This window comes from sulfur-oxidizing endosymbiont of Gigantopelta aegis, assembly GCF_016097415.1.
In the GTDB taxonomy this organism is placed as follows: domain Bacteria; phylum Pseudomonadota; class Gammaproteobacteria; order GRL18; family GRL18; genus GRL18.
Genome location: NZ_JAEHGE010000001.1, coordinates 110,243 through 133,381 on the forward strand (window position 1 = coordinate 110,243; position 23,139 = coordinate 133,381).

The 23,139-nt window shown below is 38.4% G+C and carries 22 protein-coding genes and 3 pseudogenes; 13 read left to right on the forward strand and 12 right to left on the reverse strand.

The genetic code is table 11. From position 1 onward, the window contains the following. Positions 1 to 20: 20 nt before the first annotated feature. On the forward strand, positions 21 to 3,200 hold the full coding sequence (locus JEU79_RS00570; RefSeq protein ID WP_246539871.1) for an efflux RND transporter permease subunit: 3,180 nt from the start codon (positions 21 to 23) through the stop codon (positions 3,198 to 3,200). 41 nt (positions 3,201 to 3,241) lie between these two features. Here the strand turns inward: JEU79_RS00570 and JEU79_RS00575 are convergent, their stop codons facing one another. Both JEU79_RS00575 and JEU79_RS00580 read right to left on the reverse strand, forming a co-directional pair. Continuing rightward, positions 3,242 to 3,646: a SpoIIAA family protein gene (locus tag JEU79_RS00575; protein WP_198262527.1), complete on the reverse strand. Its 405-nt coding sequence runs from the start codon at positions 3,644 to 3,646 to the stop codon at positions 3,242 to 3,244. Positions 3,647 to 3,678: 32 nt separating this feature from the next. Continuing rightward, on the reverse strand, positions 3,679 to 4,902 hold the full coding sequence (locus JEU79_RS00580; RefSeq protein WP_246539872.1) for a BaiN/RdsA family NAD(P)/FAD-dependent oxidoreductase: 1,224 nt from the start codon (positions 4,900 to 4,902) through the stop codon (positions 3,679 to 3,681). Positions 4,903 to 5,027: 125 nt separating this feature from the next. On the opposite strand from JEU79_RS00580, the gene JEU79_RS00585 reads away from it, so the two are divergent. The 5 genes from JEU79_RS00585 to JEU79_RS00600 all read left to right on the forward strand — a co-directional run bounded on the left by JEU79_RS00585 (position 5,028) and on the right by JEU79_RS00600 (position 10,015). Continuing rightward, entirely contained in the window at positions 5,028 to 5,237 is a 210-nt protein-coding gene (locus JEU79_RS00585; RefSeq protein WP_198262528.1) for a SlyX family protein, read from the forward strand. A gap of 392 nt (positions 5,238 to 5,629) precedes the next feature. Next, a complete protein-coding gene (locus tag JEU79_RS00590) occupies positions 5,630 to 7,102 on the forward strand; it encodes a tail fiber domain-containing protein (RefSeq protein ID WP_198262529.1) in 1,473 nt (490 codons plus the stop codon). Positions 7,103 to 7,190: 88 nt separating this feature from the next. Then, the gene (locus tag JEU79_RS27225) at positions 7,191 to 7,640 is read left to right on the forward strand and encodes a helix-turn-helix domain-containing protein (RefSeq protein ID WP_281400808.1); all 450 of its coding nucleotides are present in this window, start codon (positions 7,191 to 7,193) and stop codon (positions 7,638 to 7,640) included. A gap of 53 nt (positions 7,641 to 7,693) precedes the next feature. Further along, a complete protein-coding gene (locus JEU79_RS27230) occupies positions 7,694 to 7,921 on the forward strand; it encodes a transposase (RefSeq protein WP_281400809.1) in 228 nt (75 codons plus the stop codon). 366 nt (positions 7,922 to 8,287) lie between these two features. Continuing rightward, complete coding sequence (locus tag JEU79_RS00600) at positions 8,288 to 10,015, forward strand: SulP family inorganic anion transporter (RefSeq protein WP_198262530.1); 1,728 nt, start codon at positions 8,288 to 8,290, stop codon at positions 10,013 to 10,015. Between the two features lie 101 nt (positions 10,016 to 10,116). Here the strand turns inward: JEU79_RS00600 and cptA are convergent, their stop codons facing one another. Beyond that, positions 10,117 to 11,937, reverse strand: coding sequence for a phosphoethanolamine transferase CptA (cptA, locus tag JEU79_RS00605; RefSeq protein ID WP_246539873.1), 1,821 nt, complete (start codon positions 11,935 to 11,937; stop codon positions 10,117 to 10,119). A 233-nt stretch (positions 11,938 to 12,170) separates the two neighbouring features. Here cptA and JEU79_RS00610 point away from each other — a divergent pair, with 233 nt between their 5' ends. Both JEU79_RS00610 and JEU79_RS00615 read left to right on the forward strand, forming a co-directional pair. Further along, the gene (locus JEU79_RS00610; RefSeq protein WP_198262532.1) at positions 12,171 to 13,247 is read left to right on the forward strand and encodes an MBL fold metallo-hydrolase; all 1,077 of its coding nucleotides are present in this window, start codon (positions 12,171 to 12,173) and stop codon (positions 13,245 to 13,247) included. Between the two features lie 124 nt (positions 13,248 to 13,371). Continuing rightward, the gene (locus JEU79_RS00615) at positions 13,372 to 13,860 is read left to right on the forward strand and encodes a GreA/GreB family elongation factor (protein ID WP_198262533.1); all 489 of its coding nucleotides are present in this window, start codon (positions 13,372 to 13,374) and stop codon (positions 13,858 to 13,860) included. Positions 13,861 to 14,164: 304 nt separating this feature from the next. Here the strand turns inward: JEU79_RS00615 and JEU79_RS28230 are convergent. From JEU79_RS28230 to JEU79_RS00640, 5 genes and pseudogenes are all read right to left on the reverse strand, one after another. Then, positions 14,165 to 14,278: pseudogene (locus tag JEU79_RS28230) on the reverse strand (IS200/IS605 family transposase); the annotation flags it as partial. A 495-nt stretch (positions 14,279 to 14,773) separates the two neighbouring features. Then, on the reverse strand, positions 14,774 to 15,010 hold the full coding sequence (locus JEU79_RS28235) for a type II toxin-antitoxin system RelE/ParE family toxin (RefSeq protein WP_198265788.1): 237 nt from the start codon (positions 15,008 to 15,010) through the stop codon (positions 14,774 to 14,776). A 61-nt stretch (positions 15,011 to 15,071) separates the two neighbouring features. Further along, positions 15,072 to 15,284 carry an addiction module protein gene (locus JEU79_RS00630; RefSeq protein ID WP_198265789.1) on the reverse strand — a complete coding sequence of 71 codons (213 nt, stop codon included), beginning with the start codon at positions 15,282 to 15,284 and terminating at the stop codon, positions 15,072 to 15,074. A gap of 116 nt (positions 15,285 to 15,400) precedes the next feature. Beyond that, positions 15,401 to 15,670, reverse strand: a complete 270-nt coding sequence (locus JEU79_RS00635) for a BrnA antitoxin family protein (RefSeq protein ID WP_198262534.1) — start codon at positions 15,668 to 15,670, stop codon at positions 15,401 to 15,403. After that, positions 15,667 to 15,960, reverse strand: a complete 294-nt coding sequence (locus JEU79_RS00640) for a BrnT family toxin (RefSeq protein WP_198262535.1) — start codon at positions 15,958 to 15,960, stop codon at positions 15,667 to 15,669. The genes JEU79_RS00635 and JEU79_RS00640 overlap by 4 nt, the downstream gene beginning before the upstream one ends. A gap of 315 nt (positions 15,961 to 16,275) precedes the next feature. On the opposite strand from JEU79_RS00640, the gene JEU79_RS00645 reads away from it, so the two are divergent. After that, positions 16,276 to 16,992 (forward strand): transposase, encoded by a 717-nt coding sequence (locus JEU79_RS00645; protein WP_246539874.1) that lies wholly within the window; start codon positions 16,276 to 16,278, stop codon positions 16,990 to 16,992. A 117-nt stretch (positions 16,993 to 17,109) separates the two neighbouring features. Then, positions 17,110 to 17,304, forward strand: coding sequence for a hypothetical protein (locus JEU79_RS25855; protein ID WP_246539875.1), 195 nt, complete (start codon positions 17,110 to 17,112; stop codon positions 17,302 to 17,304). A gap of 230 nt (positions 17,305 to 17,534) precedes the next feature. Here JEU79_RS25855 and JEU79_RS00650 read toward each other — a convergent pair whose 3' ends face one another. After that, positions 17,535 to 18,221, reverse strand: coding sequence for a hypothetical protein (locus tag JEU79_RS00650; RefSeq protein WP_198262536.1), 687 nt, complete (start codon positions 18,219 to 18,221; stop codon positions 17,535 to 17,537). Between the two features lie 213 nt (positions 18,222 to 18,434). Between JEU79_RS00650 and JEU79_RS00655 the strand changes: the two genes are divergently transcribed. Both JEU79_RS00655 and JEU79_RS00660 read left to right on the forward strand, forming a co-directional pair. Beyond that, positions 18,435 to 19,463 (forward strand): transposase, encoded by a 1,029-nt coding sequence (locus JEU79_RS00655; protein WP_198262537.1) that lies wholly within the window; start codon positions 18,435 to 18,437, stop codon positions 19,461 to 19,463. 267 nt (positions 19,464 to 19,730) lie between these two features. Further along, positions 19,731 to 19,982, forward strand: a pseudogene (locus JEU79_RS00660) (potassium channel family protein); the annotation flags it as partial. A gap of 272 nt (positions 19,983 to 20,254) precedes the next feature. On the opposite strand, the gene JEU79_RS00665 reads toward JEU79_RS00660, so the two are convergent. The 3 genes from JEU79_RS00665 to JEU79_RS00675 are packed head-to-tail and all read right to left on the reverse strand — an operon-like array spanning position 20,255 to position 21,389. After that, positions 20,255 to 20,599, reverse strand: a complete 345-nt coding sequence (locus JEU79_RS00665) for a hypothetical protein (protein WP_198262538.1) — start codon at positions 20,597 to 20,599, stop codon at positions 20,255 to 20,257. A gap of 26 nt (positions 20,600 to 20,625) precedes the next feature. Then, complete coding sequence (locus JEU79_RS00670) at positions 20,626 to 20,931, reverse strand: hypothetical protein (protein ID WP_198262539.1); 306 nt, start codon at positions 20,929 to 20,931, stop codon at positions 20,626 to 20,628. Continuing rightward, positions 20,910 to 21,389 (reverse strand): hypothetical protein, encoded by a 480-nt coding sequence (locus JEU79_RS00675; RefSeq protein WP_198262540.1) that lies wholly within the window; start codon positions 21,387 to 21,389, stop codon positions 20,910 to 20,912. The genes JEU79_RS00670 and JEU79_RS00675 overlap by 22 nt, the downstream gene beginning before the upstream one ends. Before the next feature lie 137 nt (positions 21,390 to 21,526). On the opposite strand from JEU79_RS00675, the pseudogene JEU79_RS00680 reads away from it, so the two are divergent. Next, positions 21,527 to 22,678, forward strand: a pseudogene (locus tag JEU79_RS00680) (IS3 family transposase); the annotation flags it as partial. Between the last annotated feature and the right edge of the window lie 461 nt (positions 22,679 to 23,139).

The window sequence follows — 23,139 nt, forward strand, 5'->3', positions numbered from 1 at the left end:
TCGAAATATGGCGGAGCTTTGTGGGTAATCAAGAAAGAGAAAGTAACACTATGTCCCCTGTTTTTTTTATTAAACGCCCTATCTTTGCAATGGTCATTGCAATATTAATTGTGATACTTGGTATTGTCTCTGTTTCTATTTTGCCCATTGAAGAATACCCCAGCGTTACACCACCAACGGTTTCTGTCACCAGTACTTATACAGGGGCGAATGCTTATGATGTTGAAGAAGCAGTTACTCGCCCGATTGAAGATCAGCTCAATGGTGTACAGGGAATGATCTATATTGAATCTTCCAGTACCAGTGCTGGTGAGTCAAATATTAATGTTTATTTTGAGCCGGGATACGATTTAGATATTGCCGCTGTCGATGTACAAAATAAGGTTGAACTGGCCAAGCCTTCTCTACCCGAAGAAGTCACTAAGCAAGGTGTGAGTGTCGATAAAAAATCACCCAGTATTGTTGTCCTTGTCACTCTTACAGGTAATGAAAGCCATACGGATGCCTATCTCAGTAACTATATCAATATCAATATCAATATCCTTGATGAAATCAAACGTATTCCCGGTATTGGCAAAGCCATTAATATGGGCGAAAAAAAGTATGCGATGCGTATCTGGCTTGATCCCGATAAGATGAAGTCAATGGCGATGACGCCAATGGAAGTGATTGCAGCAGTTCAGAATCAAAATAAGCAGGCATCTCTGGGGAAAATTGGGGCAGCACCCGGTTATAAAGATCAGCAGATTACCTATACATTGACTGCTAGTGGACGGCTGAAAAATGTCCGTGAGTTCGGCATGATTGTTTTACGTCATAATCCAGACGGTAGTCTTGTTTATCTTAAAGATATTTCAGATATTAATCTAGGTGCTGAAAAATATGACTGGAATGCATTGCTTAATGGTAAGCCGGCAGGACTTATTGCTATTTATCAGCTTGCTGGTGCTAATGCTCTGGAAATTAAAGATAATGTTATTTTAAAAATGGAAGAACTTAAAGGGCGTTTTCCTGAAGGGCTTGTATACAAAACACCTTATGATACAACTAAATATGTTCAGGTCGCCATCGATAATGTGGTGGAAACACTCATTATGGCCATCTTTTTAGTGATTTTAGTCATTTATATCTTTTTACAGTCATGGCGACCGACTATTATTGCTACTGTTGCGATTCCAGTATCATTGATTGGCGCCTTTGTCGCTATGTATATCACCGGGTTTTCTATTAACTTTTTGACCTTATTCGGGCTTATCTTAGCCATTGGTATTGTTGTAGATGATGTTATTCTGGTGGTTGAAAATGTAGAAACGATTATGCTCAATGAACCTGATCTGCCCATGCCACATGTGGTAAAAAAAGCCATGGCTGAGATTACTGGCCCCATTATTGCCACCACTATAGTACTTATTGCCGTTTTTGTGCCTGTATCTTTAATGCCGGGAATCACCGGTTCACTGTATCAGCAATTTGCCTTAACTATTGCCTTTGCTGTTGCTATTTCCTCTGTTAATGCACTCACTTTATCACCGGCTATTGCTGCTATTATTATTAAACGTAATGGCCCTGAACATAATAAATTTATAGGATTTAAATTGTTTGATCAGGGGTTTGACTGGCTGACACATCAGTATAGACGTGCAATACATTTGTTTATTAAATTAAAATGGCTGGTTGTTGTGCTATTTGTTGTGTTGATAGCTTATACCGCCTATATGTTTAAAACCATTCCAACCGGCTTTGTTCCTGAAGAAGATAAGGGCGTTGCCATAGCGGGTTATATACTAAAACCGGGTTCATCAATAGTTCAAACTAAAAAAATTGCCACTGAAATTGAAAAACGTCTCGCCACTATTGATGCGATTGAAAATGTAACAACTGTACATGGTTATAATGTCATCACAGGCTCTCTTGATCCAGGGGCTGGCGCCTCATTTATTACTTTTAAACCCTGGAGTGAGCGTGATGACAAAACCGAAAATGCAGATGTAATTATTCGTCAGATTTTCAAAAAAACAGCCGACATTTCTGATGCCAATGTATTTGCATTTAATCTGCCGGGAATTCCGGGGCTTGGTATTGCCGGTGGTTTTGATTTTCGAGTGCAGGATTTTATGGCTTCTGATATTGAGCAATTTCAACATTATGTTAAAGAGCTTCTTGTTGCCGCCAATAACGATCCGCGTATAGGTTCAGCCTATACCACCTTTAACTCAGCCAACCCGATGTACCAGATTGATTTTAATCGAGAAAAAATTAATGCACTGGGTATTAATATTGCCGATGTGTTTATCACCATGCAAACCTATTTAGGCTCTGTTTATATTAATGATTTTACTAAATACGGTAAAGTCTATCGTGTTTTTGTTCAGGCAAAAAAAGAGTTCAGAAGCGATAAAAGTGATATTGCAAAATTATATGTTCGTAATAATGAAAATGAAATGGTGCCCTTAAGTGCTGTTATTACGGTTAAGGAAATCACCGGACCACAGAATATTACTCACTATAATCTTTATCGCTCTATTCAGATAAATGGCTCTGCTGCGCCGGGCTATAGTTCCGGTGATGCGATGGCGGCTATGGAAGAGCTGCAGAAAAAAATAATGCCTAAAGAGTACGGCTTTGAATGGTCAGGTATGTCACTACAGGAAAAAATTGCTGGCAATTCAATTGTTATCACCTTTACTTTTGTTTTAATTGTTGTTTTTCTGGTTCTGGCTGCTCAGTATGAATCATGGATTTTACCGCTGATGATCATGATCCCTGTGCCGTTAGTGATGCTGGGTGCACTGCTTGCTCTGCAGTATGTTAATCTGCCTATGAATGTCTTTGCTCAGATAGGTCTGGTGTTGTTGATTGCCATGTCATCAAAAAATGCCATACTCATTGTCGAATTTGCCAAAGAACTGCGGGAATCCGGTAAAAGTATTGTCGACTCAGCAATAGATGCTGCAGTATCTCGTTTCAGACCTATTTTAATGACCATTTTTTCCTTTATCTTTGGTATTATTCCATTAGCACTTGCTACCGGTGCAGGTGCTGAGACACAAAAAACCATTGGTGTTGCGTTATTAGGTGGCATGACTATCGCAATTTTTGTTGCACTGTTTATTGTTCCTGTTATTTATGTCTTACTTGAAGCCATGCGAGAAACAGTGGTGGATGTTCAGGAAGAAGTGAAAATGAGAGAGAGTTTGTAAGGCTTCCCGAACACGACAGGCGTGGAAAATGAACAGCATACCTACTCTACCACGCCCTCCCCTAGCCACTGCAAAGCATCTTCACAATGTTCAAAGAATTTGACTTCTCCGGCAATAAACCATGAGCCTATTTTCGCGACTTTTTCCTGCCAGTTTTTATTACCGTAAATGGCGACTTGGTCAAATTCTTTGCCATGTTTCAGACCCAGTTTAAAATCATCCCAAGCAGCTCGTGCTTCCCAGTCGTCCATTTCTGTGCCGTCAATCAGCATTTTAACCTGAGGAAAATCAACACTGGCTAGCGCTGAATCAATCATTGGTGTAATCACTTCATAATCTTCATGAGTCAATTTACCAACAGCTTTCATAGTCAAAAAAAAGTGGCTATCAGTTCGCTCTATGCCAATTGAAAGTCCATGTCTTTTGGTGATATTTTTGGTATTCATTTATCCATCTCCTAATAATGAAACAACTTATGTTAAACAAACTGTCCTGCAGTAAAGCCGGAAGACCATGCCCACTGAAAATTAAAACCGCCCAAGTGTCCGGTCACATCAACCACTTCGCCAATAAAATATAAGCCCGGAACCGCTTTGGCAGCCATTGTTTTAGAGGACAAGTCATCGGTATCGACGCCGCCCAAAGTCACTTCAGCAACACGATAACCTTCTGTACCCTCAGGCCAGAAATGCCAGTTTTGGAATATTTCAGCAATATGCTTTAATTCGGCTTCATGATATTGATTGATTGGCTTATCGATACCATGCAATTGACAAAAACATTCCGCTAAACGTTTAGGCATTTTTCTTGCCAATATGTTCTTAACCAACATTTTCGCTTGCTTTGATTTTGCTGTTAAGAACTGTTCTAAGAGCCATTCATACAAATCCATGTCAGGTAATAGCTTAATACGAATACTTTCACTTGCATGCGCTTTGGCTCTCTGCCAATAGGATGAAATTTGTAATACGGCTGGACCACTGATACCTTTATGGGTAAATAATAAGTTTTCTTTAAAACTATGTCCTGCACAACTCAATTCTGCTGAGATGCTAATACCGCTGAGTTGCAGGTATTTTTTGCTGTCTTTAGCACTATAACTCAAGGGGACTAATCCCGGTCTGGTATCGATAGTATGCAAGCCGAATTGCCTTGCCACTTGCAAGCCAAAATCAGTTGCGCCCATTTTTGCGACCGATAAGCCACCGGTCGCAATAACGACAGCCTGACTACCATATTTGCCCTGAGAGCTTACAATCATGAAATCTACTTCTCGTTTCTGAATTTGTTCAATATGGGTATCCAATTGAATAGTGACTGCGTATTTTTCACATTCAGACAATAGCATTTGCACAATATCATTGGCACTGCGATCACAAAATAATTGACCATGTTCTCTTTCATGCCAGGGAATATCATAATCTGCCACTAAGGCTAAAAAATCATAATATTGATAGCGGGATAAGGCGGATTTACAAAAATGTGGGTTATTTGATAAGAAATTACTGGCACTAACATCATAGTTAGTAAAATTACACCGACCGCCGCCAGATATACGAATTTTTTTGCCAGCCTTACTGGCATGATCAAGCACCAGCACTTTTCGGCCTCTTTTGCCTGCTTCAATAGCACACATTAGTCCTGAAGCACTGGCTCCAATAACAATTACGTCAAAATCCATATTTAATTTATCAATATTCATTCAAAATCAGTTAAAATTGGTATATTGACCTATTTTAACACTTACTCACACTATGGCTCATTTTTTTTAACGCTTATTTTTAACACTCATTTTTTTAAACACAAGAGGTGCCGAAAGGCTTTGCAATGTCTGATATTGAAAATCGTATTATGGAACTGGAAATAAAAAATTCTCATCAAGAAGACACCATCGAACAACTGAATCAAATTATTATTAAGCATGACAACATTGTCACCAACTTGGCGAAACAAATGGAACAATTGCAAAATAAACTCAGCACCATGCAGACTGACAACTCAAAAGACGAGCCTGAAACACCGCCACCTCATTATTAAGCATAATTATAAAATTTATCTTCAATGTTAATAGTGTGAACTAGGGCTAAAATTAGAACTATCACATTGATTACATTAAAAATATATTTTATACTTGCCCTAATTTATCGGTCAATATGATTAAACGGAGTTAATCAAATGCCAAAGCGACATCAGCAAACAACCTGCTTGTTAAATAGCCATTTCTATCATTCTATTTCTTGTCGTATCCGACAGATATTTCTTTAATACCAATGCCCTCTTAGCCAACACTAATCAGATATAGCCTGAGAAGATCTAATGGACATCTATCAGTCCTAAAACAGCAAATTTATCAACAATAAAGAAGATATGTTTTTAACTTTGTCTTTCCATTGGAAGTTGAATTTTATTTTAAAACGGAGATTTTTATTATGCCTAAAACCCACAGTATTAGACTAGCAATTATAAGCACTTTTTTTTCCATCACCCTCTGCTCATCCGTTAATGCCGATATAGTGAATATCCCCAACACATTTTCCAATGGTTCTGTTGCTGATGCAATAGATGTTAATGATAATTTTACTGCTCTAGAAGATGAGGCCAATGCAAAAGACGCGCGACTAGCCCTTGTCGAACAGGGGAAATTTATTAGCACACATTTTTCTTTGTCAAACAATGATGACGGACTTTTTAATACAATTTTAGGTTATCAAGCAGGCTTTAGTATAAAAAAAGAGGCGACTCATAATGTTGCCGTTGGTCACTTGGCACTCTTTTCAAATACCACCGGCAAATATAATACGGCTAGTGGTAATAATGCCCTTTATTACAATACTAGTGGCTATAGAAATACTGCTACTGGTAACACTGCACTTAACTCTAACACCTCTGGTTTCACCAATACCGCCAATGGTAATAGCGCCCTATATTCTAATACCACAGGCTATAGTAATACTGCTACTGGTAGCAATGCTCTTTTTTCAAATACCTCTGGCATAAGAAACACCGCCATGGGAGCAGCGACTCTTTCTTCAAATACGACTGGCGATTCAAATACTGCCATGGGCTATAATGCACTTGAAAATAGTACCACTGGAAGCAAAAATACAGCCACTGGCTTCTGGGCGCTTAATTCAAATACCACGGGGAGTGAAAACACTGCCACAGGTACTTTTGTTCTTGAACGTAATACCACTGGCAGCTCAAATACAGCCAATGGTTTTGGTGCGCTTAAGTATAATACCTCCGGTGAATCAAATACTGCCATTGGCTACGATGCTCTTTCTGCCAATCAAATCGGGAGTTTCAATACGGCGAGTGGCGCAGGGGCTCTTAAAAAGAATAATACCGGTATATTCAATACTGCCTTTGGCTACAATGCCCTGAGAAATAACACCTCAGGACAATACAATACTGCTATTGGTTATAATGCCGGTAACATACCAAACAACCTTTTTAATTCCACTGCTATTGGTTATTATGCCAAGGTAAATAGTTCCAATACCATACGTCTAGGTAATACCAGTATAGCCACCATTGAAGGACAGGTGCCTTTCACTTCTACATCTGATCGACGCCTCAAAGAAGATATAACTACCACCTCTTTAGGATTAGCCTTTATTAATGACTTGAATCCTGTCCAATACCATCGAATTAACAATCAAAACCCTGCTCTTGAAATGGGAATTATTGCTCAAGAACTTGATGCCGTACTTAAACATCATGATGCCAGTAATATGGGTATGATTCATCAGGTGAACAATGGCATGATGTCAGTGAGATATAATGATTTATTAGCCCCCATAATTAAATCAGTGCAAGAATTAAGTGCTGAAAATAATGCCTTAAAAACTGAACTGTCAGAGCTTAAAGCATTAATACTCAGTCGTAACAAATACGAATAGCAAAAAACAGTGATCAGGCATTGAATTTTTTTCCTGATAAATGATATTGGGTCAGCAAGGGACGATAAATCGATACATAAAAAGACAAGTGCGTGATGTGCCATTTATGGGCTATCCCTGCTATCTGGAAATTGAGTTAGCTCAGGTTTGTATCAGTAAAAATGAACGCCGAATAGAGCAATGTGACTTTGTTGATAAAGGCTGTCGTTTTACTCAACGATTTTGTCATATGATCAGTGGTCTTTGTCGTCATATCAGCATTCAGGCTGTTTCCAGGCATCTCAATATACGTTGGGAAACCGTTAAGAATATTGACAAAGCTTATCTTGAAAAAACATTACCGGCATTAGAGCCCGAAAAATTAAAGGACTTAAAATATATCGGTGTTGATGAAGTGGCCAGAGCAAAAGGCCATGATTATATGACGGTTATTTATGATATGGTTGAAGGGCATTTAATCGGGGTAGAAACAGGTCGAACTTCAGATGTATTTACAAAGTTTTTAAAACGAATGCCGAAGGAAACCACTAAATCATAGAGGCAATCGCCATGGACATGGGACTTGCCTATCAAAAATCAGTGAGATAAATATTGCCCAATGCAGATATTGTTTTTGATCGATTTCATGTCATGAAAAATTTCTCTAACGTGATAAAAAACCAACGCAGGATTGAATTTAGACGAGCTAGCAAGCCAGGAAAAGATTTACTCAAGGGATGCTATTACTTGCTACTAAAAAATGAAGACAAGCTCACTGAAAAACAATCTGAGCGATTGAATAACCTGTTATCAGAAAATCAGGCAAACCTCCATTCCTGATGAGCAGAGTATGTTCTATTTTGGGTAAACCCTCACTCATCAAAGCGGAGAAGAACCATTTTCGTTCCCTTTTTAACACTTCCTGATCATATTGAAAAAAAAATCTTATATTTAAAAATTCATAAATTATAACTTAAGTATAGGTTGACACTGCATAAGAATAAAGCTCGGACAGGCAAATTTGATACTGAGTCCAATATTAAGCGAATAACGGTGTTTTTGTTGCCAATATTACTGTATAAGCATTTGCTTTATTACCCCAATAAGCGGATAATATGCCACAGTATTATTACGTAAAACACCCCTACCTGCATTAACAGCAGTTTATGCTGAACCTTGTTATTGACTATTTTTCAGGATCACTAAATGAATTTAGAGAAAATTTTTCCTTTTCTTATTTGGTTTAAATTAATTACCAAAGAGTCACTTAAAGCTGACTTATTAGCCGGTTTGACTGGTGCCGTCATCGTACTCCCACAAGGTGTTGCCTTTGCTACCATTGCAGGGCTACCACCGGAATACGGTCTTTATACGGCGATGGTCACTCCCATCATCGCAGCACTCTTTGGTTCTTCTTTTCACTTAGTTTCCGGCCCGACGACAGCCATTTCAATCGTCGTATTTTCAGCCGTAAGTCATCATGCGGTTCCTGGCACACCGGAATTTGTTTCTTTGGCATTAACACTGACCTTTTTAGCCGGTGTTTATCAGTTTGCCTTTGGTGTCGCACGTTTAGGCTCATTGGTTAACTTTGTTTCACATACGGTTGTGATTGGTTTTACCGCCGGTGCTGCAATCTTGATTGCCACCAGTCAGTTAAAACATATCACCGGTATTTTTGTGCCTAAAGGTGAAACCTTTATCCATACCTGGATGGAATTAATTAGCGGTATTGGAGACATTAACCCTTACTTGTTCCTCATCGCCATGGCGACTTTGGGTAGCGCACTACTGACCAAAATTTATACACCCAAGTTACCTAACTTATTAATCGGCATGGTCATCGGTAGTGTCATCGCACTCTTATTAAAAAATCAAACAGAGATTCAATTAGTCGGTGAAATTCCAGCGCATTTACCCCCACTATCTCATCCTGAATTCTCTTTTGAAACATTGAAATTATTAGCGCCTGAAGCCTTTGCTGTGGCATTACTTGGCTTGATCGAAGCCGTTTCCATTAGTCGTGCAGTCGCCACAAAATCCAACCAACGTATTGACTCCAATCAGGAATTTATTGGCCAGGGTTTATCAAATATGACTGGTAGTTTCTTCTCCAGTTATGCGGGTTCAGGTTCTTTTACCCGCTCTGGCATAAACTATGAATCTGGCGCTAAAACACCCTTATCTGCTATTTTAGCCGCTCTATTTCTGATGGTTATTGTGTTATTGATTGCCCCATTAACCGCCTATTTACCCATCGCAGCAATGGGTGGCGTGATTTTATTAGTTGCCTATAACTTGATTGATATTAAGCAAATTAAACATACTTTCTCATTCAGTAAAACAGAATCAAGCATTCTATTAACCACCTTTTTTGCCACGCTCTTTCTGGAACTTGAATTTGCTATTTATTTAGGTGTATTACTGTCACTTATTCTATTTTTAGCAAAAACATCAACACCTCGTATTCCCACCTTATCTTTTGACGAATCAGCGGGAAATTCAAAACGCAAATTAATTAATATTAATAAGAAGCCCGTTAAACAATGTCCTCAAATTAAGATTATTCGTATTGATATGTCCATTTACTTTGGTTCTATTAATCATATCCAGAACCGTATTGCCCATATCGTTGAAAATGAGCACATTTATCATATTCTGATTGTCGCCTCCGGTATCAATTTCATCGACTTAGCCGGTGCAGAAGGCTTAATCTCTGAGAATAAAGCACTGAAAAAACATGGCGGCGGCTTATATTTCGTTGGCTTAAAATCAACTGTCTATGAGTTCGCAGCTAAATCAGGCTTTATTAAACACATCGGCAATAGACACTTCCATGATTCAAAACCAGAGGCAATTTCTTATATCTATACCCTGCTAGATAAAGATGTTTGTTCTAAATGTAATATGCTTATCTTTGATGAGTGTCAATAAAGGCATTACTTTTTGCCGTTACACAAATTAAAGTAACACGCATAAAAAAGCCTGATAAATATCAGGCTTTTTTATTTCTCTTAATTCTTTACTTATCGCTTTTAAGCATCATTGTTCGTTTCAAACAGAGTTTCCCCTAATACTTTTTCCCTTTGTACCGCTTGTTTCTTTTTATGTAGCTTTTCAATATCAGAAAAAGGCTCAACCCGTAAATCTCTTAGGCTCTTAGGCCGACTGGGATCTCCTATCCAGATAGGATGCTGAGAAAACAATGGGCTGACCAGACTCCGTGACAGGTCATCCCCTTTAAACTTAATTCCCACTAAATCAGACCAGGTATAAATAAAGTCAGAAGTACTATAAGCTCGATGCACAATTGAATCGATATTTTCAATAACATTTTCTTTCTGCCAGGCATCACTGCACCAGATAATAAAGGGCACGGTATACATAGGGCTACTTGGGCTACCCTCGTTACGCCCTGCAAAGAGTTTTTCTGGATTATCATAAACTTCTTCACCATGATCAGAAAAATAGGTCAGCATGCCCTTGTCATCATTTTCTTTTAAGGTTTTAATTAACTGGGCAACCACATAATCATTATAAAGAATCGCATTATCATACTCGTTGTATTCTTCAACTTGATCGCTATCAAGCCACTTGGGCACGTCATTTTTTCCCTCAAACGCTGCAAAATCATCAGGGTAACGGTAATGATACTTTCGATGCGTACCTAATAAGTGAATCACAATGAATTTTTTAGCTTCAGCACTTTTTAATATCTTTTCAAACGGCTTAATCACCACACCATCGTACTGAGAAGAATCCTGTGAACGATTATTGTTGAGGTAAACTTGTTCATCAGCTTGCCTAGAAAATGTTGTCAACATGGTATTGCGCTTTGTTTGCGTCTGCTGGTTAGTGATCCAATAGGTTTTATAACCCGCTTGTTTCATCATATTGATCAGGGTTGGACGTTCCAAATACAGATCAGGATTTTTTTGATCCGCAAAGGTTAAAACCTGCTGTAAGGTCTCAATTGTATAAGGTCTGGGTGAATAAACATTATCAAAGACCAATAATTCACCTTTCAATGCATCCAACATCGGCGTAGTTTTACGATTATAACCATACAGGCTCATTCGCTGGCGGTTGGTTGATTCACCAATCACTAAAACCAGGGTATTTTTATCGACGGCATTTCTTTCCCGTAAATTTTCCAAAGGCGCTAAATTTTCATTAGCCAATAAATTCTTTTCAATTGCTGCTAAGGTTTTCTTATACTTCATATACCCCATCACTAAATGCCAGGGTGCTGCAGGCTCCATACGGTTCATTTGTCCTGCTATTGCATAATCGACTGAGCTTTGCTTTATCACTAAGCGATTAAAACTCGGCCAAACGACAACAAAAGACAATGTTAGCACCAAAACAGTACGCATTTTTGCAGTGGTATAAAGTGCCTGGTTCGTTTTCCATAACACATAGGGGATCAAACTATAGATAATAAACGCAGGAACCATCCACCATTTAAAATAGGATTCTAAAAACTCTTTAGATTCTGAAAAATTAGATTCAAATATGATGTAAAGCACACTTTGAGAAAAATCCTGACCATATAAGGCTAAATAGCCCATGGTCATCAACGATGTCCCCCACAAGACAAGACCAATTGCGCCAGAAATTAACTTAGTGTATTTAGGCAATAGCAAAATAGGAATAAGCCATAAAAAGCTCATATAAATCGCCTGACGTAAGCCAACGCCACCGGCAACACCTGACGAAAAAATAATGATTTGATAGAGACCAGAAAAATAGAAAAAGAACAAATAATGGCGCCAGAAACTTCCCCAGGAAAATGCTTTTGTTGCGCTGGAACTTTCAGACGAATTGGAAATAGATGACATGAATACCTCTATCATTAACAAGTTGGAATTTATATTTATTTGGTCAGACTTAAACCTATTCCATGGAATCTTAGCAAATGAATCTTAAGGTAGGCTTATGATAACAGAAATCAGATGATTTTACATAAGACTTCTATTTACAGGGGGGCTTTTACAGAACAGGAGGATAGTGTTAAATTAATCCTACTTGGGGAACAATTAAATGTGTCCAAAAAAGGACATAACAATATTATAATATGGAGATACACATGAAGCTTACATTTCACCTGAATATTCTAATCCTTTTGCTTTTTCTATTTTTATTAAACCCTGCATGGGCTGATAAGAAATTAGCCATAGATAAAGTTAAAGGGCCACTATCGGTTATGGTTCTAGGCTCTGGCGGGCCTGTTGCTACAGCCAAAGGTAGAGCCAGTGCCAGTTATATGATTTTTACCGATGGCAAGCCTCGGGTATTAATGGATATTGGGGGAGGCGCTTATCAACGGCTAGCGGCCAGTGGTATGAATGTTAAAGATCTGGATATTATCTTACTCAGTCATTTACACATTGATCATACCGGCGACCTATCCGCAGCCATAAAAACCATCTATTTTCACAGTACCATGGCAGGTGTAGCACGCACATCACCCATTCATATCTTTGGCCCTGAAGCCAATGGCATTCCATTTCCTAATACCCCTATTCCTCAATACCCAGATACCACAGAATACGCTCATTCTCATTATGACATTAAGGATGGTAGTGAACGTTATTTGAATATTTTTGCCAGTGCGATCAGCGGCAAACAAAGCCGATTCAAATACATGGCTCATGATTTATCATCACAAGTCAATGGTGCTGTCATTGAAGAAATTCTTAATACCCCTGATGGTTTAATTATCCAATCAATTGCTGTCGATCATGGTCCCGTCCCTGCCGTGGCATTTCGAGTTGAATATAAAGGTCATAGCATCGTTTATTCTGGTGATACCGGTTCTAAAAACAGCAATATGATCACCATTTCGCAAAATGCTGATTTATTGATTTATGATACAGCCATCACTGACACCCTCCCAGCCAACCCCGTATTTCATGTACTTCATACCAGCCCTAGCCGCATTGGTCAGGTTGCCGCTGCTGCTGGCGTTAAGAAATTACTACTGTCTCACATTACACCCGTCGTTGAGCCACGGATTAAATTAGTTAAAAAAACCATTCGCCAACAGGGATATACTGGAAAAATAAAAGTAGCTAAAGACCTGAAGGTGTATAATTTGGCTGATAACGATGATGACGATGATCATGATGGCGACGATGAATCGAAGCAAGAAGATGATGATTAAGCACTAAATCAAGCAAGAGAAAATAAAAAAGGGCTAAAAAGCCCTTTTTTTATCACAGAAATAAAGAGCATGATAAATATCATAAGCTCTGGCAAGCGGCAAGCAAAGCACTAAAAATAAAACTATGAACAAGCAACTATTACTACAACATATATTAGTCACGTTAGAAGAAGTGCATCAAGGTGCGCTAAACGCAGCCAAACGTGCCTATGAGACTGCAACCGATAGCGAAAATGAGGCCGAAAACAAATATGACACCATGGGCTTAGAAGCATCCTATCTAGCCTATGGCCAATCACAGCGAGTTTTAGAGTGTGAAAACGATGTAGAACAATTTAAGCGACTACAGCAAAGCAATATGCAATTTTCTAATAATAGCCCCATCGCCATCGGTGCTTTGATTTTGCTTGAAGACGACCATTCCCTTCAAAAAAACATTTTTTTTAGCCCAGTTGCAGGAGGACTCAAAGTAATGTTTGGGCATCAGGAAATTACCCTTCTTACCCCGTCATCCCCTCTTGGCAAAGCACTCTCAGGACAACACAGCGGAGATGAAATTGAAATTTTAATCGCTAGTGAGAAAAAATATTATGAGATTATTAATGTTCAGTAGCAGTTGACTGGAAACAAACTCGCCCACAAAATTTTCATTTTTAAAATCAACAAAACACTGTCAGGCATGAATTTTTTCATTTCCCGACCGAAATACTTTTACCAGGCACCCATCAATTTAAAAAAACAAGACAATGCCTCGTATTTTTGTTAATAATTATCAATTAACCGACCAGTTAAAAACTATTTACTTTTCTTCGCCTTCTTTGCTGCTTTTTTTTCTTTTGGTGTCAGTGCTGATTTCTTTTTAGTTTCTTTATTACTCTTTTGTTCTCTACCCATATCGTTTACTCCTAAAAATTAATTTAGATTATGATAACACATTTTTGGCCACCCTGTACCACCACCCTGTACACATACTTTCCTAAACCTCCCGTTAACACACAGTAGCGGTATTTTGGAACAAAAATTATATGGTACTGGCAATACCATAAAACATATGATAATTTTTAAAATCTACTCATTTGTTTATTTCTGATTGAATTGCGGGAACAATTTAATCAAGTATTGCACTTGGGCAGATTTTTACGCAAAGCTTTTTTACCCCGCCCATAGGGCGCGGTTATTTAAGTTCTAATATAGGCCATTTGGAGCGAATTTTAGGCTGTATTAATTTGTGTAGGAAATTATTTAAAATCGATTCTGCCGTTCCCGTCACGACTTAAACGTAACAGCCTATAATTACACCTCTTAGCAGAACAATGCAGGTCTCCCCTTGTTCGTCATGCAGAGCAACCCATTTAATTAGCTACTTTTACTACCCATTCCACTGAAAAACATTTAATTTTTTGTAAATTCACATTTCGAGAAGAATTTTTTTTACAATTTAGCTTTGATGTTGCTTTTTATTAAGTGGGTGGCTATAAGACTAGCTATAAAGACTAAAGACAAAACTTTCCATGAGCAAATTCTTATTATATTCTGCTTTTCCAATTTTCGGGATCTCTTCTTGCGTGTAATACAGCCAATACAATCACTGCATCATTGTCAACCAAATAATACACGCCAAAGGGGAAGCGCTTTAGGATGACTCGTCTTACATCTTGAAAGACTTTTTTGTAAATAATAGGGGATCTAGTAATTTTAGTTATGGCTTCATCTGCACATAATTTGAAGTCAAATCCGAGGCCCTGTCTTTGCTCTGATACCAGTGAAAAGTATCTAGCAAAGCCTCCCGAGCTTCAGGGCGAATGATTAACTCATAATCCATTATTATATCATTTCGTTTTTAACTTCTTCCCATGACGAACCCTCGTCTGGTGACGCTTTGTAGGCAGAAAGTCTTGCTTCAAGTATTTTCTTTTGGGATTCAGTAACTTCCAATGTATTTTCATTATTGGCTACACTATCCCACAGCTCTTCAGCAAGTAAAATACGCTCAGATTGACTAAGCTCTTGAATGTTAATTGTTTTTGCAATATTCATAATAAACATTTTAGTTGAAATTCTACTGTTTGTCGATAATGTAAGTGAAAGAATATAACGCCAAAATCATCGGGGCGTCTTTTTGCCTCCGATGAATTTTCTGGTTGTGCCTATTTTTAACCAGAATGAAATTCTTGTTCAATTTTCTCTGATAAAAATATTTTTAATAATGATTGATAGGGAATATCACGTTTATTAGCCAATAACTTCAGTTCATCTATCATAATTTCAGGCAATCTAATAGAAATTTTTTTGGTTGATGGTTTAAGGTTTGGTAAGATTGTTTTTTTTGATTTTGACCAATCAATATATTCTGTTGATTCAGAGCTAGCCCAAAACTCTCTTTCTTCATCTTCTGTTTTAAAATGTGGTAATTTTTTGCTCATTTTAGATATACCTCTTTTTCTTTTTTACTCATATCTCTTGCTGAAATAACACGAATTAATTCACCCCTAATAGTGCTAACAATAAATAAAAGTCGACCACTATCAGTTTGCCCTAAAGAGTAATAACGGATCTCAAGTTGTGAGTGTTTTTCATCATCACCAATAATGAGGGGTTGATTAAAAAAAATTTGTTCACATTCAGACTTACTAACTTGGTGTGAAATCCAATTTTTTTCAGAATTTCCAGTATCCCATTGGAAACCAATACAATTTAATATTTTATGAGTCATAGATAATGTATACCATGAAGGTATACAAAATTCAAGAATAAGGGTAAGAAATTAGGAATTTTACAAGCACAACGTTGAGATCATGGGAGCGTCTTTTTGCCTACCATACATCTCCTGGTTATGGAGACCAGTCTTGGCTAGACCAGTCTTGGCCACCCATGGCTAGACCAGTCTTGGCCACCCATGATCTAAACCCAGTGTAATACAAATAATAAGCTGAAACAAATGCTCATGGGATAGCATCACTTGAATATTGTACATTTATATTCTATACTTTCCATTCAGCTATCATCCCGATTAAATGGAGTTAATCAAATGCCCACCCCAAGAAGCCAACAAATTAGCCTTTCAGATACCCCTTACTATCATTGCATCTCTCGCTGTGTCCGCAGAACATTCTTATGTGGTGTCGATACTGTCACCAATAAAGACTATAGCCATCGTAAACAATGGTTTGTTGAGCGACTCGCTTTACTCTCAAAAACCTTTGCCATTGATGTTTGTGCCTACAGCATTATGTCCAACCATATACACGCCGTATTAAAAATCAATGCCTCACTCGCCCAAAGTTGGTCAGATGAAACCGTGATACAACACTGGCAACAACTTTGTTCAATTCCAGTATTGGTAGAACGCTACCTTAATGGTGAAAGCCATTCTGAGGCTGAACAAGACAAGGCTCGGGAAACCATTGCCGTCTTCAGAGACCGGTTAATGGATATCAGTTGGTTCATGCGTTGCCTCAATGAACACATTGCTCGCAGAGCCAATGCTGAAGATAAATGTACGGGCCGTTTCTGGGAAGGACGCTTTAAGAGTCAGGCATTGCTCGATGAGCAAGCCATTCTCAGCTGCATGGTCTATGTTGATTTAAATCCCATTAGAGCGGATATCAGCCAAACATTGGAAGACTCTGATTATACCTCTGTAAAACAGCGTATCGACTTAGTTAAAAAGACAAAAAGCATTAGCCAAAAAATAACGCAACAAAGCACAGCCACGATTAAGCTCGCCCCCTTTATCGGTAGCTAACTCAAAGACAAGGGTATTGCCTTTGATCTTAATGACTATCTGGAACTTGCAGAATGGACAGGGCGAATAAAGAGAGATGATAAACGTGGCTATATCAAATCAGGCACTCCGGCTATATTGCAAAAATTACAACTCAATGAAGATGCTTGGCTAGAAACAGTCGATGGTTTTTCAAAGGGCTTTCATTCCTTTGTTGGCCCGGAAGAACAATTAAAATCCTTATGCCAGAAACAAAAACGGCATTGGGTGCGCGGTATTAATTTGTGTAGGAAATTATTTAAAATCGATTCTACCGTCCCCATCACGACTTAAACGTAACAGCTCACCAAAGCACACACCTTAGCAGAACAGTGCAGGCCTCCCCTTGTTCGTCATGCAGAGCAACTCATTCAATTAGCTACTTTTACTACCCATTCCCTACCCACTCCACTGAAAAACATTTAATTTTTGTAAATTCACATTTCGAGAAAAAATTTTTTTACAATTTAGCTTTGATATTGCTTTTTATTAGGTGGGTGGCTATAAAGGTGTTCCATAAAGACTTAACGCACTTGGCCCCGCTTAACTGTATAAACAACGATACGCCTGAATGGGATCAAACTGGATTTAACTATTCTTTCCGTCCCATTTTTTTCGACAACATATTTTAAGTCTCGTGTGTTGTAGTTGACGCCTTTGATCTCTATAGTCTCACTTCCTCTGAGGTAGATGACATCTTCACATTCTTCATCAAGTTCTGCCAAGATATCGGTCATAGCTTGCCTTTCGTATTCTTGAACTTCTTTAAGAATATTTCTCCATGTTATGTTCGGAAGACCTCCCTTACTGCGCTCAATATTAATTATTTCCAATTTCCCTCGAGCAAAAAAATAGATGAGACCAGAGGCGAAAAATATCAGTATGGCAGAAGTAACAAAGGCCCAACTGGCGAAGGTTAGACCCAAAAAGGTCGCTGGCGCGAGGCCAAGGCTTTGAGCTAATCCGGACAACCCTACAGCAGTAAGTCCAGTACCTACCGCTGTGCCTGCAGATGATAATGTCCCTCCAAGAGCGGCATATACACCAGCAGCTGAAGTAATACCAAGACCTGATAAAAGCCCAGCATTACCGGCAATGAAAGCTCCAACCCAAGTAGCGGAAAGCGTACTAGCAATATAACCGCCCGTAGCAGTTGATGCGATCCATGCACCTGAAGAGTGCAGAAGCGGTATGGCAATAAAAGGCAGCATAGTTATTCCTTACGTTTGTTATGAATATTTTCCAGCTCAATAAAAGAGGCTAGTGAGAGATGGAGCCAGTCTTGGCCACCCATGATCTAAACCCAGTGTAATACAAATAATAAGCTGAAACAAATACTCATGGGATAGCATCACTTGAATATTGTACATTTATATTCTATACTCTCCATTCAGCTATCATCCCGATTAAATGGAGTTAATCAAATGCCCACCCCAAGAAGCCAACAAATCAGTCTTTCAGATACCCCTTACTACCATTGCATCTCTCGCTGTGTCCGCAGAACGTTCTTATGTGGTATCGATAGCGTCACCAACAAAGATTACAGTTACCGTAAACAATGGTTCATTGAACGACTGGCCTTACTATCAAAAACCTTTGCCATTGACGTCTGCGCCTACGCTATTATGTCCAATCACCTGCACACAGTATTGAAAATCAACGCCTCACTTGCCCAAAGTTGGTCAGATGAAACTGTGGTACAACACTGGCAACAACTTTGCTCAATTCCTGTATTGGTAGAACGCTACCTTAATGGTGAATGCCATTCTAAGGCTGAGAAAAATAGGGCACAAGAAACCATTGCCATCTTCAGAGACCGGTTAATGGATATCAGTTGGTTCATGCGTTGCCTCAATGAACACATTGCTCGCAGAGCCAATGCTGAAGATAAATGTACAGGTCGTTTTTGGGAAGGACGCTTTAAGAGCCAGGCATTGCTTGATGAGCAAGCCATTCTTAGCTGCATGGTCTATGTTGATTTAAATCCCATTAGAGCGGATATCAGCCAAACATTAGAAGGCTCTGAATATACTTCAGTAAAACAGCGTATCGACTCAATTAAAAAGACAACAAGCATTAGCCAAAAAATAACGCAACAAAGCACAGCCACGATTAAGCTCGCTCCCTTTATCGGTAGCTCACTTAAAAACAAGGGCATTGCCTTTGACCTTAACGACTATCTGGAACTTACAGAATGGACAGGGCGAATAAAGAGAGATGATAAACGTGGCTATATAAAATCGGGCACTCCCGCTATATTACAAAAATTACAACTCAATGAAGATGCTTGGCTAGAAACAGTCGATGGTTTTTCAAAAGGCTTTCATTCCTTTGTTGGCCCAGAGAAACAATTAAAATCATTATGCTTAAAACAAAAACGGCATTGGGTGCGCGGTATTAATTTGTGCAGGAGATTATTTAAAATCAATTCTGCCGTCCCTGTCACGACTTAAACATAACAGCCTACCAAAAAGCACCACACCTTAGCAGAACAGTGCAGGCCTCCCCTTGTTCGTCATGCAGAGCAACCCATTCAATTAGCTACTTTTACTACCCATTCCCTGCCCACTCCACTGAAAAACATTCAATTTTTGTAAATTCACATTTCGAGAAGAAATTTTTTTACAATTTAGCTTTGATATTGCTTTTTATTAGGTGGGTGGCAATAAATACTTTGAGCTAACTGAAGCTTATTGTGAACGTGGGTTTTAATTGACGTTTACGAGAATGAAGTCCAGCCAGAGGCATTCAAATCTATCTTCCACAGTTTATGGTGGGCTGTATCTACTTTAACAACAGTTGGTTACGGTGACGTTTATCCCATAACTGTTGGAGGAAAAATATTTACTTTTTTTATCTTAATGATTGGTCTAGGAATTGTTGCAGTGCCTGCAGGGATATTATCATCTTCTTTGTCTCAAGCGAAAAGGAATGATATCAATAACAACATAACAAAAAATGAGGAAAAGTAATATTCCTGAATTTATAATTAAAGGAAAAGAGCTGGTCGAAAAAGCAAGCAATCATCACTAAATGGAATATTTAACTAATTTTTTTCCGTTGGAGTCAAGTCTATACTCGATTAATCAGCAAAACTCGGTGAAGTAACTTATTCTTATGAATTAAGCTGAAAACAGCATTTTTTGTTTGCCTGATGCTTTTTAAAAATTTTTTTGTTCTTTCTTTCTAAATAGCAGGCACGGGAGATGCTGCGTTTAATCGACGCATTTTCCCTAAAATAGGTTTATTTTCTTATTTTTACAGGTCTCATCTCCTCATAATCGTCTCTGTACAATAAAAAATCCATTAAATGTTCCCAGGAGTCCATCACAAAAAAGGTAATAACCCCTCTGAACTTTTCCCACATTAATTTTTTAGAGCCAAACTTTTTACGACAAGCTTGATAAGTCCCATCGGTTAATTCAAAAATTTGATGGAAATAAAAAGCCAGCAAGGTTAACAGATACATATTAAAGCTCAGGTGCTTCTTCCCATGACCATAATTATGCTCAATGTGATAGCCTTGGTTCTTTAATGTGTTGAAACATTCGTTTTCTATTTTCCAACGACATCGACCCGCCTGGGTCATTGTTTGAATATTATGTTCACTGATCTTTATGTCGGTGACCCAGCTATTTCGGTAGATAATTTTCCCTGCGGTATTGGTGAGGGTATATTCAAAAAAGTTAACTTCAATGGCATTTTTTCGCCATGTAAAGGGACATTATTTTTCCATCGATAATGATGTTGGTGCCCTTTTTCGTCAATCCAGTCCATTGATGGGAGTTCAGAAAATGCTTCAAGCCATTCAAATAAATATGTGTGATCACCAGGTTTGGCAACCAATAAATAATGCATCATTTCTTCAATTACATCTTCTATCATAGGTTGATGTGACATCAAACCATCACCACAAACCATAAATCCTTGTCTTGGATGTGCTTTTTTAGATTGGCTATAAAACGTTTGGCTGCATTACTTTCACAATCCTGTTTTTTTGTACCATCCGTATTTTGTATTGCTTCAGGCATGACAGGGAGCACTTGTTTTTTATCGGGGTGCATAATGGCACCTTGTAAAACAGCATGACTGTAGGTTATTTCACCCGTTCTATGTTCTTTATGAAGACAACAGTCACAATGGATTTGCTTAGAGGAATAATATTGCGTGCCATCAATAACACAAAGCAATGTGTTGGGTAATATGGCATACTCTTCAAGATGCTTATGTCGTCTGAGTCGTTCAAATAAATCTTTAAATGCAGGTGCAAATGTTTTAGAGGGTATGAGATCCAAAATATCTCTTAGTTGACTATTTTTAGAAATTTTTTCAACATTAAAAAGAGTGCGTAAATTATTTTGATTCTGTTCCTCTTCCATCTGTTTCTGAAATTCACTTAAAGAGGATCTTGAAAATACATGCAGGCAAAAGCACTCATATAATGTGGCTATACTTAACCGGACACACAACTTAAAATAACTAAAAGATAAAAAGTGTGACCTAAAATGAATGATCAAACAAAAAAAACCCGAATAAAAGCTATACATCAGAATTTAAAGAATCAGCTGTCAAATTAGCTAATGAGACGGATCAACCCGTTTCTCAGACTGCCAGGGAGCTAGGTGTTAATGTAAATACTCTACATACCTGGATCAGTAAATATTCCAAACCGGTGAAGACGGTAGCCAATAGAAGTGATGAACACATTTATGATGAAGTAAAACGTCTGAAAAAAGAATTGGCAAAAGTGATTCAGGAGCGTGATTTATTAAAAAGGCCACAGCGTACTTTGCAAGGGAAACTTTGTGAAGTACGCATGGATAACTGATCAGGCTAAAGATTACCCGGTAACGATTCTGTGCCGTTTTATGGATGTTTCCCGTAGTTGCTATTATGATTGGGTTAGCTCTCCTAAAACGGATAGAGAGAAAGAAAATGAAGCGCTTACTGAGCAGCTAAAAAACTGTTTGAAGACAGTCGCAAGACTTATGGAACCCGTCGTCTTAAAAGAAAACTGGCTGAAAAAGGCGTTCATATAAGCCGCCGGAGAATTGGTCGATTAATGAAAAAAGCCGGTTTGTTTTGTAAAACGAAGAGACGCTTTAAAGCGACGACTAATTCCAAGCATAATAAGCGTATATCTCCAAATTTACTGGAAAGAGAGTTTACTGTCTCTCAACCTGATCGCTACTATGTGGGTGATATTACCTATATTGCCACCAAGGAAGGCTGGTTATATTTAGCGGTTGTCATTGACTTATTCTCTAGGCAAATTGTTGGCTGGTCGATGGATGAGCGAATGAAAGCCAAGCTAGTCAATGATGCTTTACTGATGGCCATATGGAAGCGTAAACCAATGGATGGATTGCTTTGGCATACTGACCGAGGTAGCCAATATGCATCTGATAGTCATAGAAAAATATTGTCGGATCATAACATAATTCAGTCTATGAGCCGCAAAGGAAATTGCTGGGACAATGCTGTATCAGAGAGCTTCTTTCATAGTTTGAAAACTGAATTGACGCACCATTGTCGATTCAAAACCAGAGTAGAAGCAAAGCAGGCAATATTTGAATATATTGAGGTATTTTATAATCGGGAGCGACTTCATTCGGCTAATGATTATTTGTCACCAGTCGATTATGAAATACAGCAGGAAATAGCTTAAATCGATTGATTGAAGAGGGGTAAAAGGCGACATAAATGCCGCCCATTACCGTTGACGGCCATCGGCTCCTCAGCCTGTGCCGTGAAGATATTGTAACAGGATCATTACCGTTGTGAAAATACCTTGGGTGAATGGAACGGCTCTATCGTTCCAGAGGGCAAAGCCCTTTCTCTTCATCTGTTTAAAGTTAACATGAGAAACTAAAATGATAGGAAATACAAAATGACAAAAATCACTTGAAACAGCCAAAAAAAATATTTAGAAAACTGTCCGGAAAAGTGTTGACACATCACAATGGCTTTATCTGACTACGCTGACTCAAGAGTTTATTATGTGCACTTTCAGCGTGGTTTCAAAAAGCGTGGCCGCCCTATAAATATTTATTGGACAGACTTTTTAAATGCTTTTATGCTATATTGTAGTTCCTGAATTAATGTGGCTATACTTAACCGGACACACAA

What these genes read in the sequence shown, in the direction of transcription:
- JEU79_RS00575 (WP_198262527.1), bottom strand. Translation starts at nt 3,646, where the DNA reads ATGAATACCAAAAATATCACCAAAAGACATGGACTTTCAATTGGCATA.
- JEU79_RS00580 (WP_246539872.1), bottom strand. Translation starts at nt 4,902, where the DNA reads ATGAATATTGATAAATTAAATATGGATTTTGACGTAATTGTTATTGGA.
- JEU79_RS00585 (WP_198262528.1), top strand. Translation starts at nt 5,028, where the DNA reads ATGTCTGATATTGAAAATCGTATTATGGAACTGGAAATAAAAAATTCT.
- JEU79_RS00590 (WP_198262529.1), top strand. Translation starts at nt 5,630, where the DNA reads ATGCCTAAAACCCACAGTATTAGACTAGCAATTATAAGCACTTTTTTT.
- JEU79_RS00600 (WP_198262530.1), top strand. Translation starts at nt 8,288, where the DNA reads ATGAATTTAGAGAAAATTTTTCCTTTTCTTATTTGGTTTAAATTAATT.
- cptA (WP_246539873.1), bottom strand. Translation starts at nt 11,937, where the DNA reads ATGATAGAGGTATTCATGTCATCTATTTCCAATTCGTCTGAAAGTTCC.
- JEU79_RS00610 (WP_198262532.1), top strand. Translation starts at nt 12,171, where the DNA reads ATGAAGCTTACATTTCACCTGAATATTCTAATCCTTTTGCTTTTTCTA.
- JEU79_RS00615 (WP_198262533.1), top strand. Translation starts at nt 13,372, where the DNA reads ATGAACAAGCAACTATTACTACAACATATATTAGTCACGTTAGAAGAA.
- JEU79_RS00630 (WP_198265789.1), bottom strand. Translation starts at nt 15,284, where the DNA reads ATGAATATTGCAAAAACAATTAACATTCAAGAGCTTAGTCAATCTGAG.
- JEU79_RS00635 (WP_198262534.1), bottom strand. Translation starts at nt 15,670, where the DNA reads ATGAGCAAAAAATTACCACATTTTAAAACAGAAGATGAAGAAAGAGAG.
- JEU79_RS00640 (WP_198262535.1), bottom strand. Translation starts at nt 15,960, where the DNA reads ATGACTCATAAAATATTAAATTGTATTGGTTTCCAATGGGATACTGGA.
- JEU79_RS00645 (WP_246539874.1), top strand. Translation starts at nt 16,276, where the DNA reads ATGCCCACCCCAAGAAGCCAACAAATTAGCCTTTCAGATACCCCTTAC.
- JEU79_RS00650 (WP_198262536.1), bottom strand. Translation starts at nt 18,221, where the DNA reads ATGCTGCCTTTTATTGCCATACCGCTTCTGCACTCTTCAGGTGCATGG.
- JEU79_RS00655 (WP_198262537.1), top strand. Translation starts at nt 18,435, where the DNA reads ATGCCCACCCCAAGAAGCCAACAAATCAGTCTTTCAGATACCCCTTAC.
- JEU79_RS00665 (WP_198262538.1), bottom strand. Translation starts at nt 20,599, where the DNA reads ATGACCCAGGCGGGTCGATGTCGTTGGAAAATAGAAAACGAATGTTTC.
- JEU79_RS00670 (WP_198262539.1), bottom strand. Translation starts at nt 20,931, where the DNA reads ATGGTTTGTGGTGATGGTTTGATGTCACATCAACCTATGATAGAAGAT.
- JEU79_RS00675 (WP_198262540.1), bottom strand. Translation starts at nt 21,389, where the DNA reads ATGGAAGAGGAACAGAATCAAAATAATTTACGCACTCTTTTTAATGTT.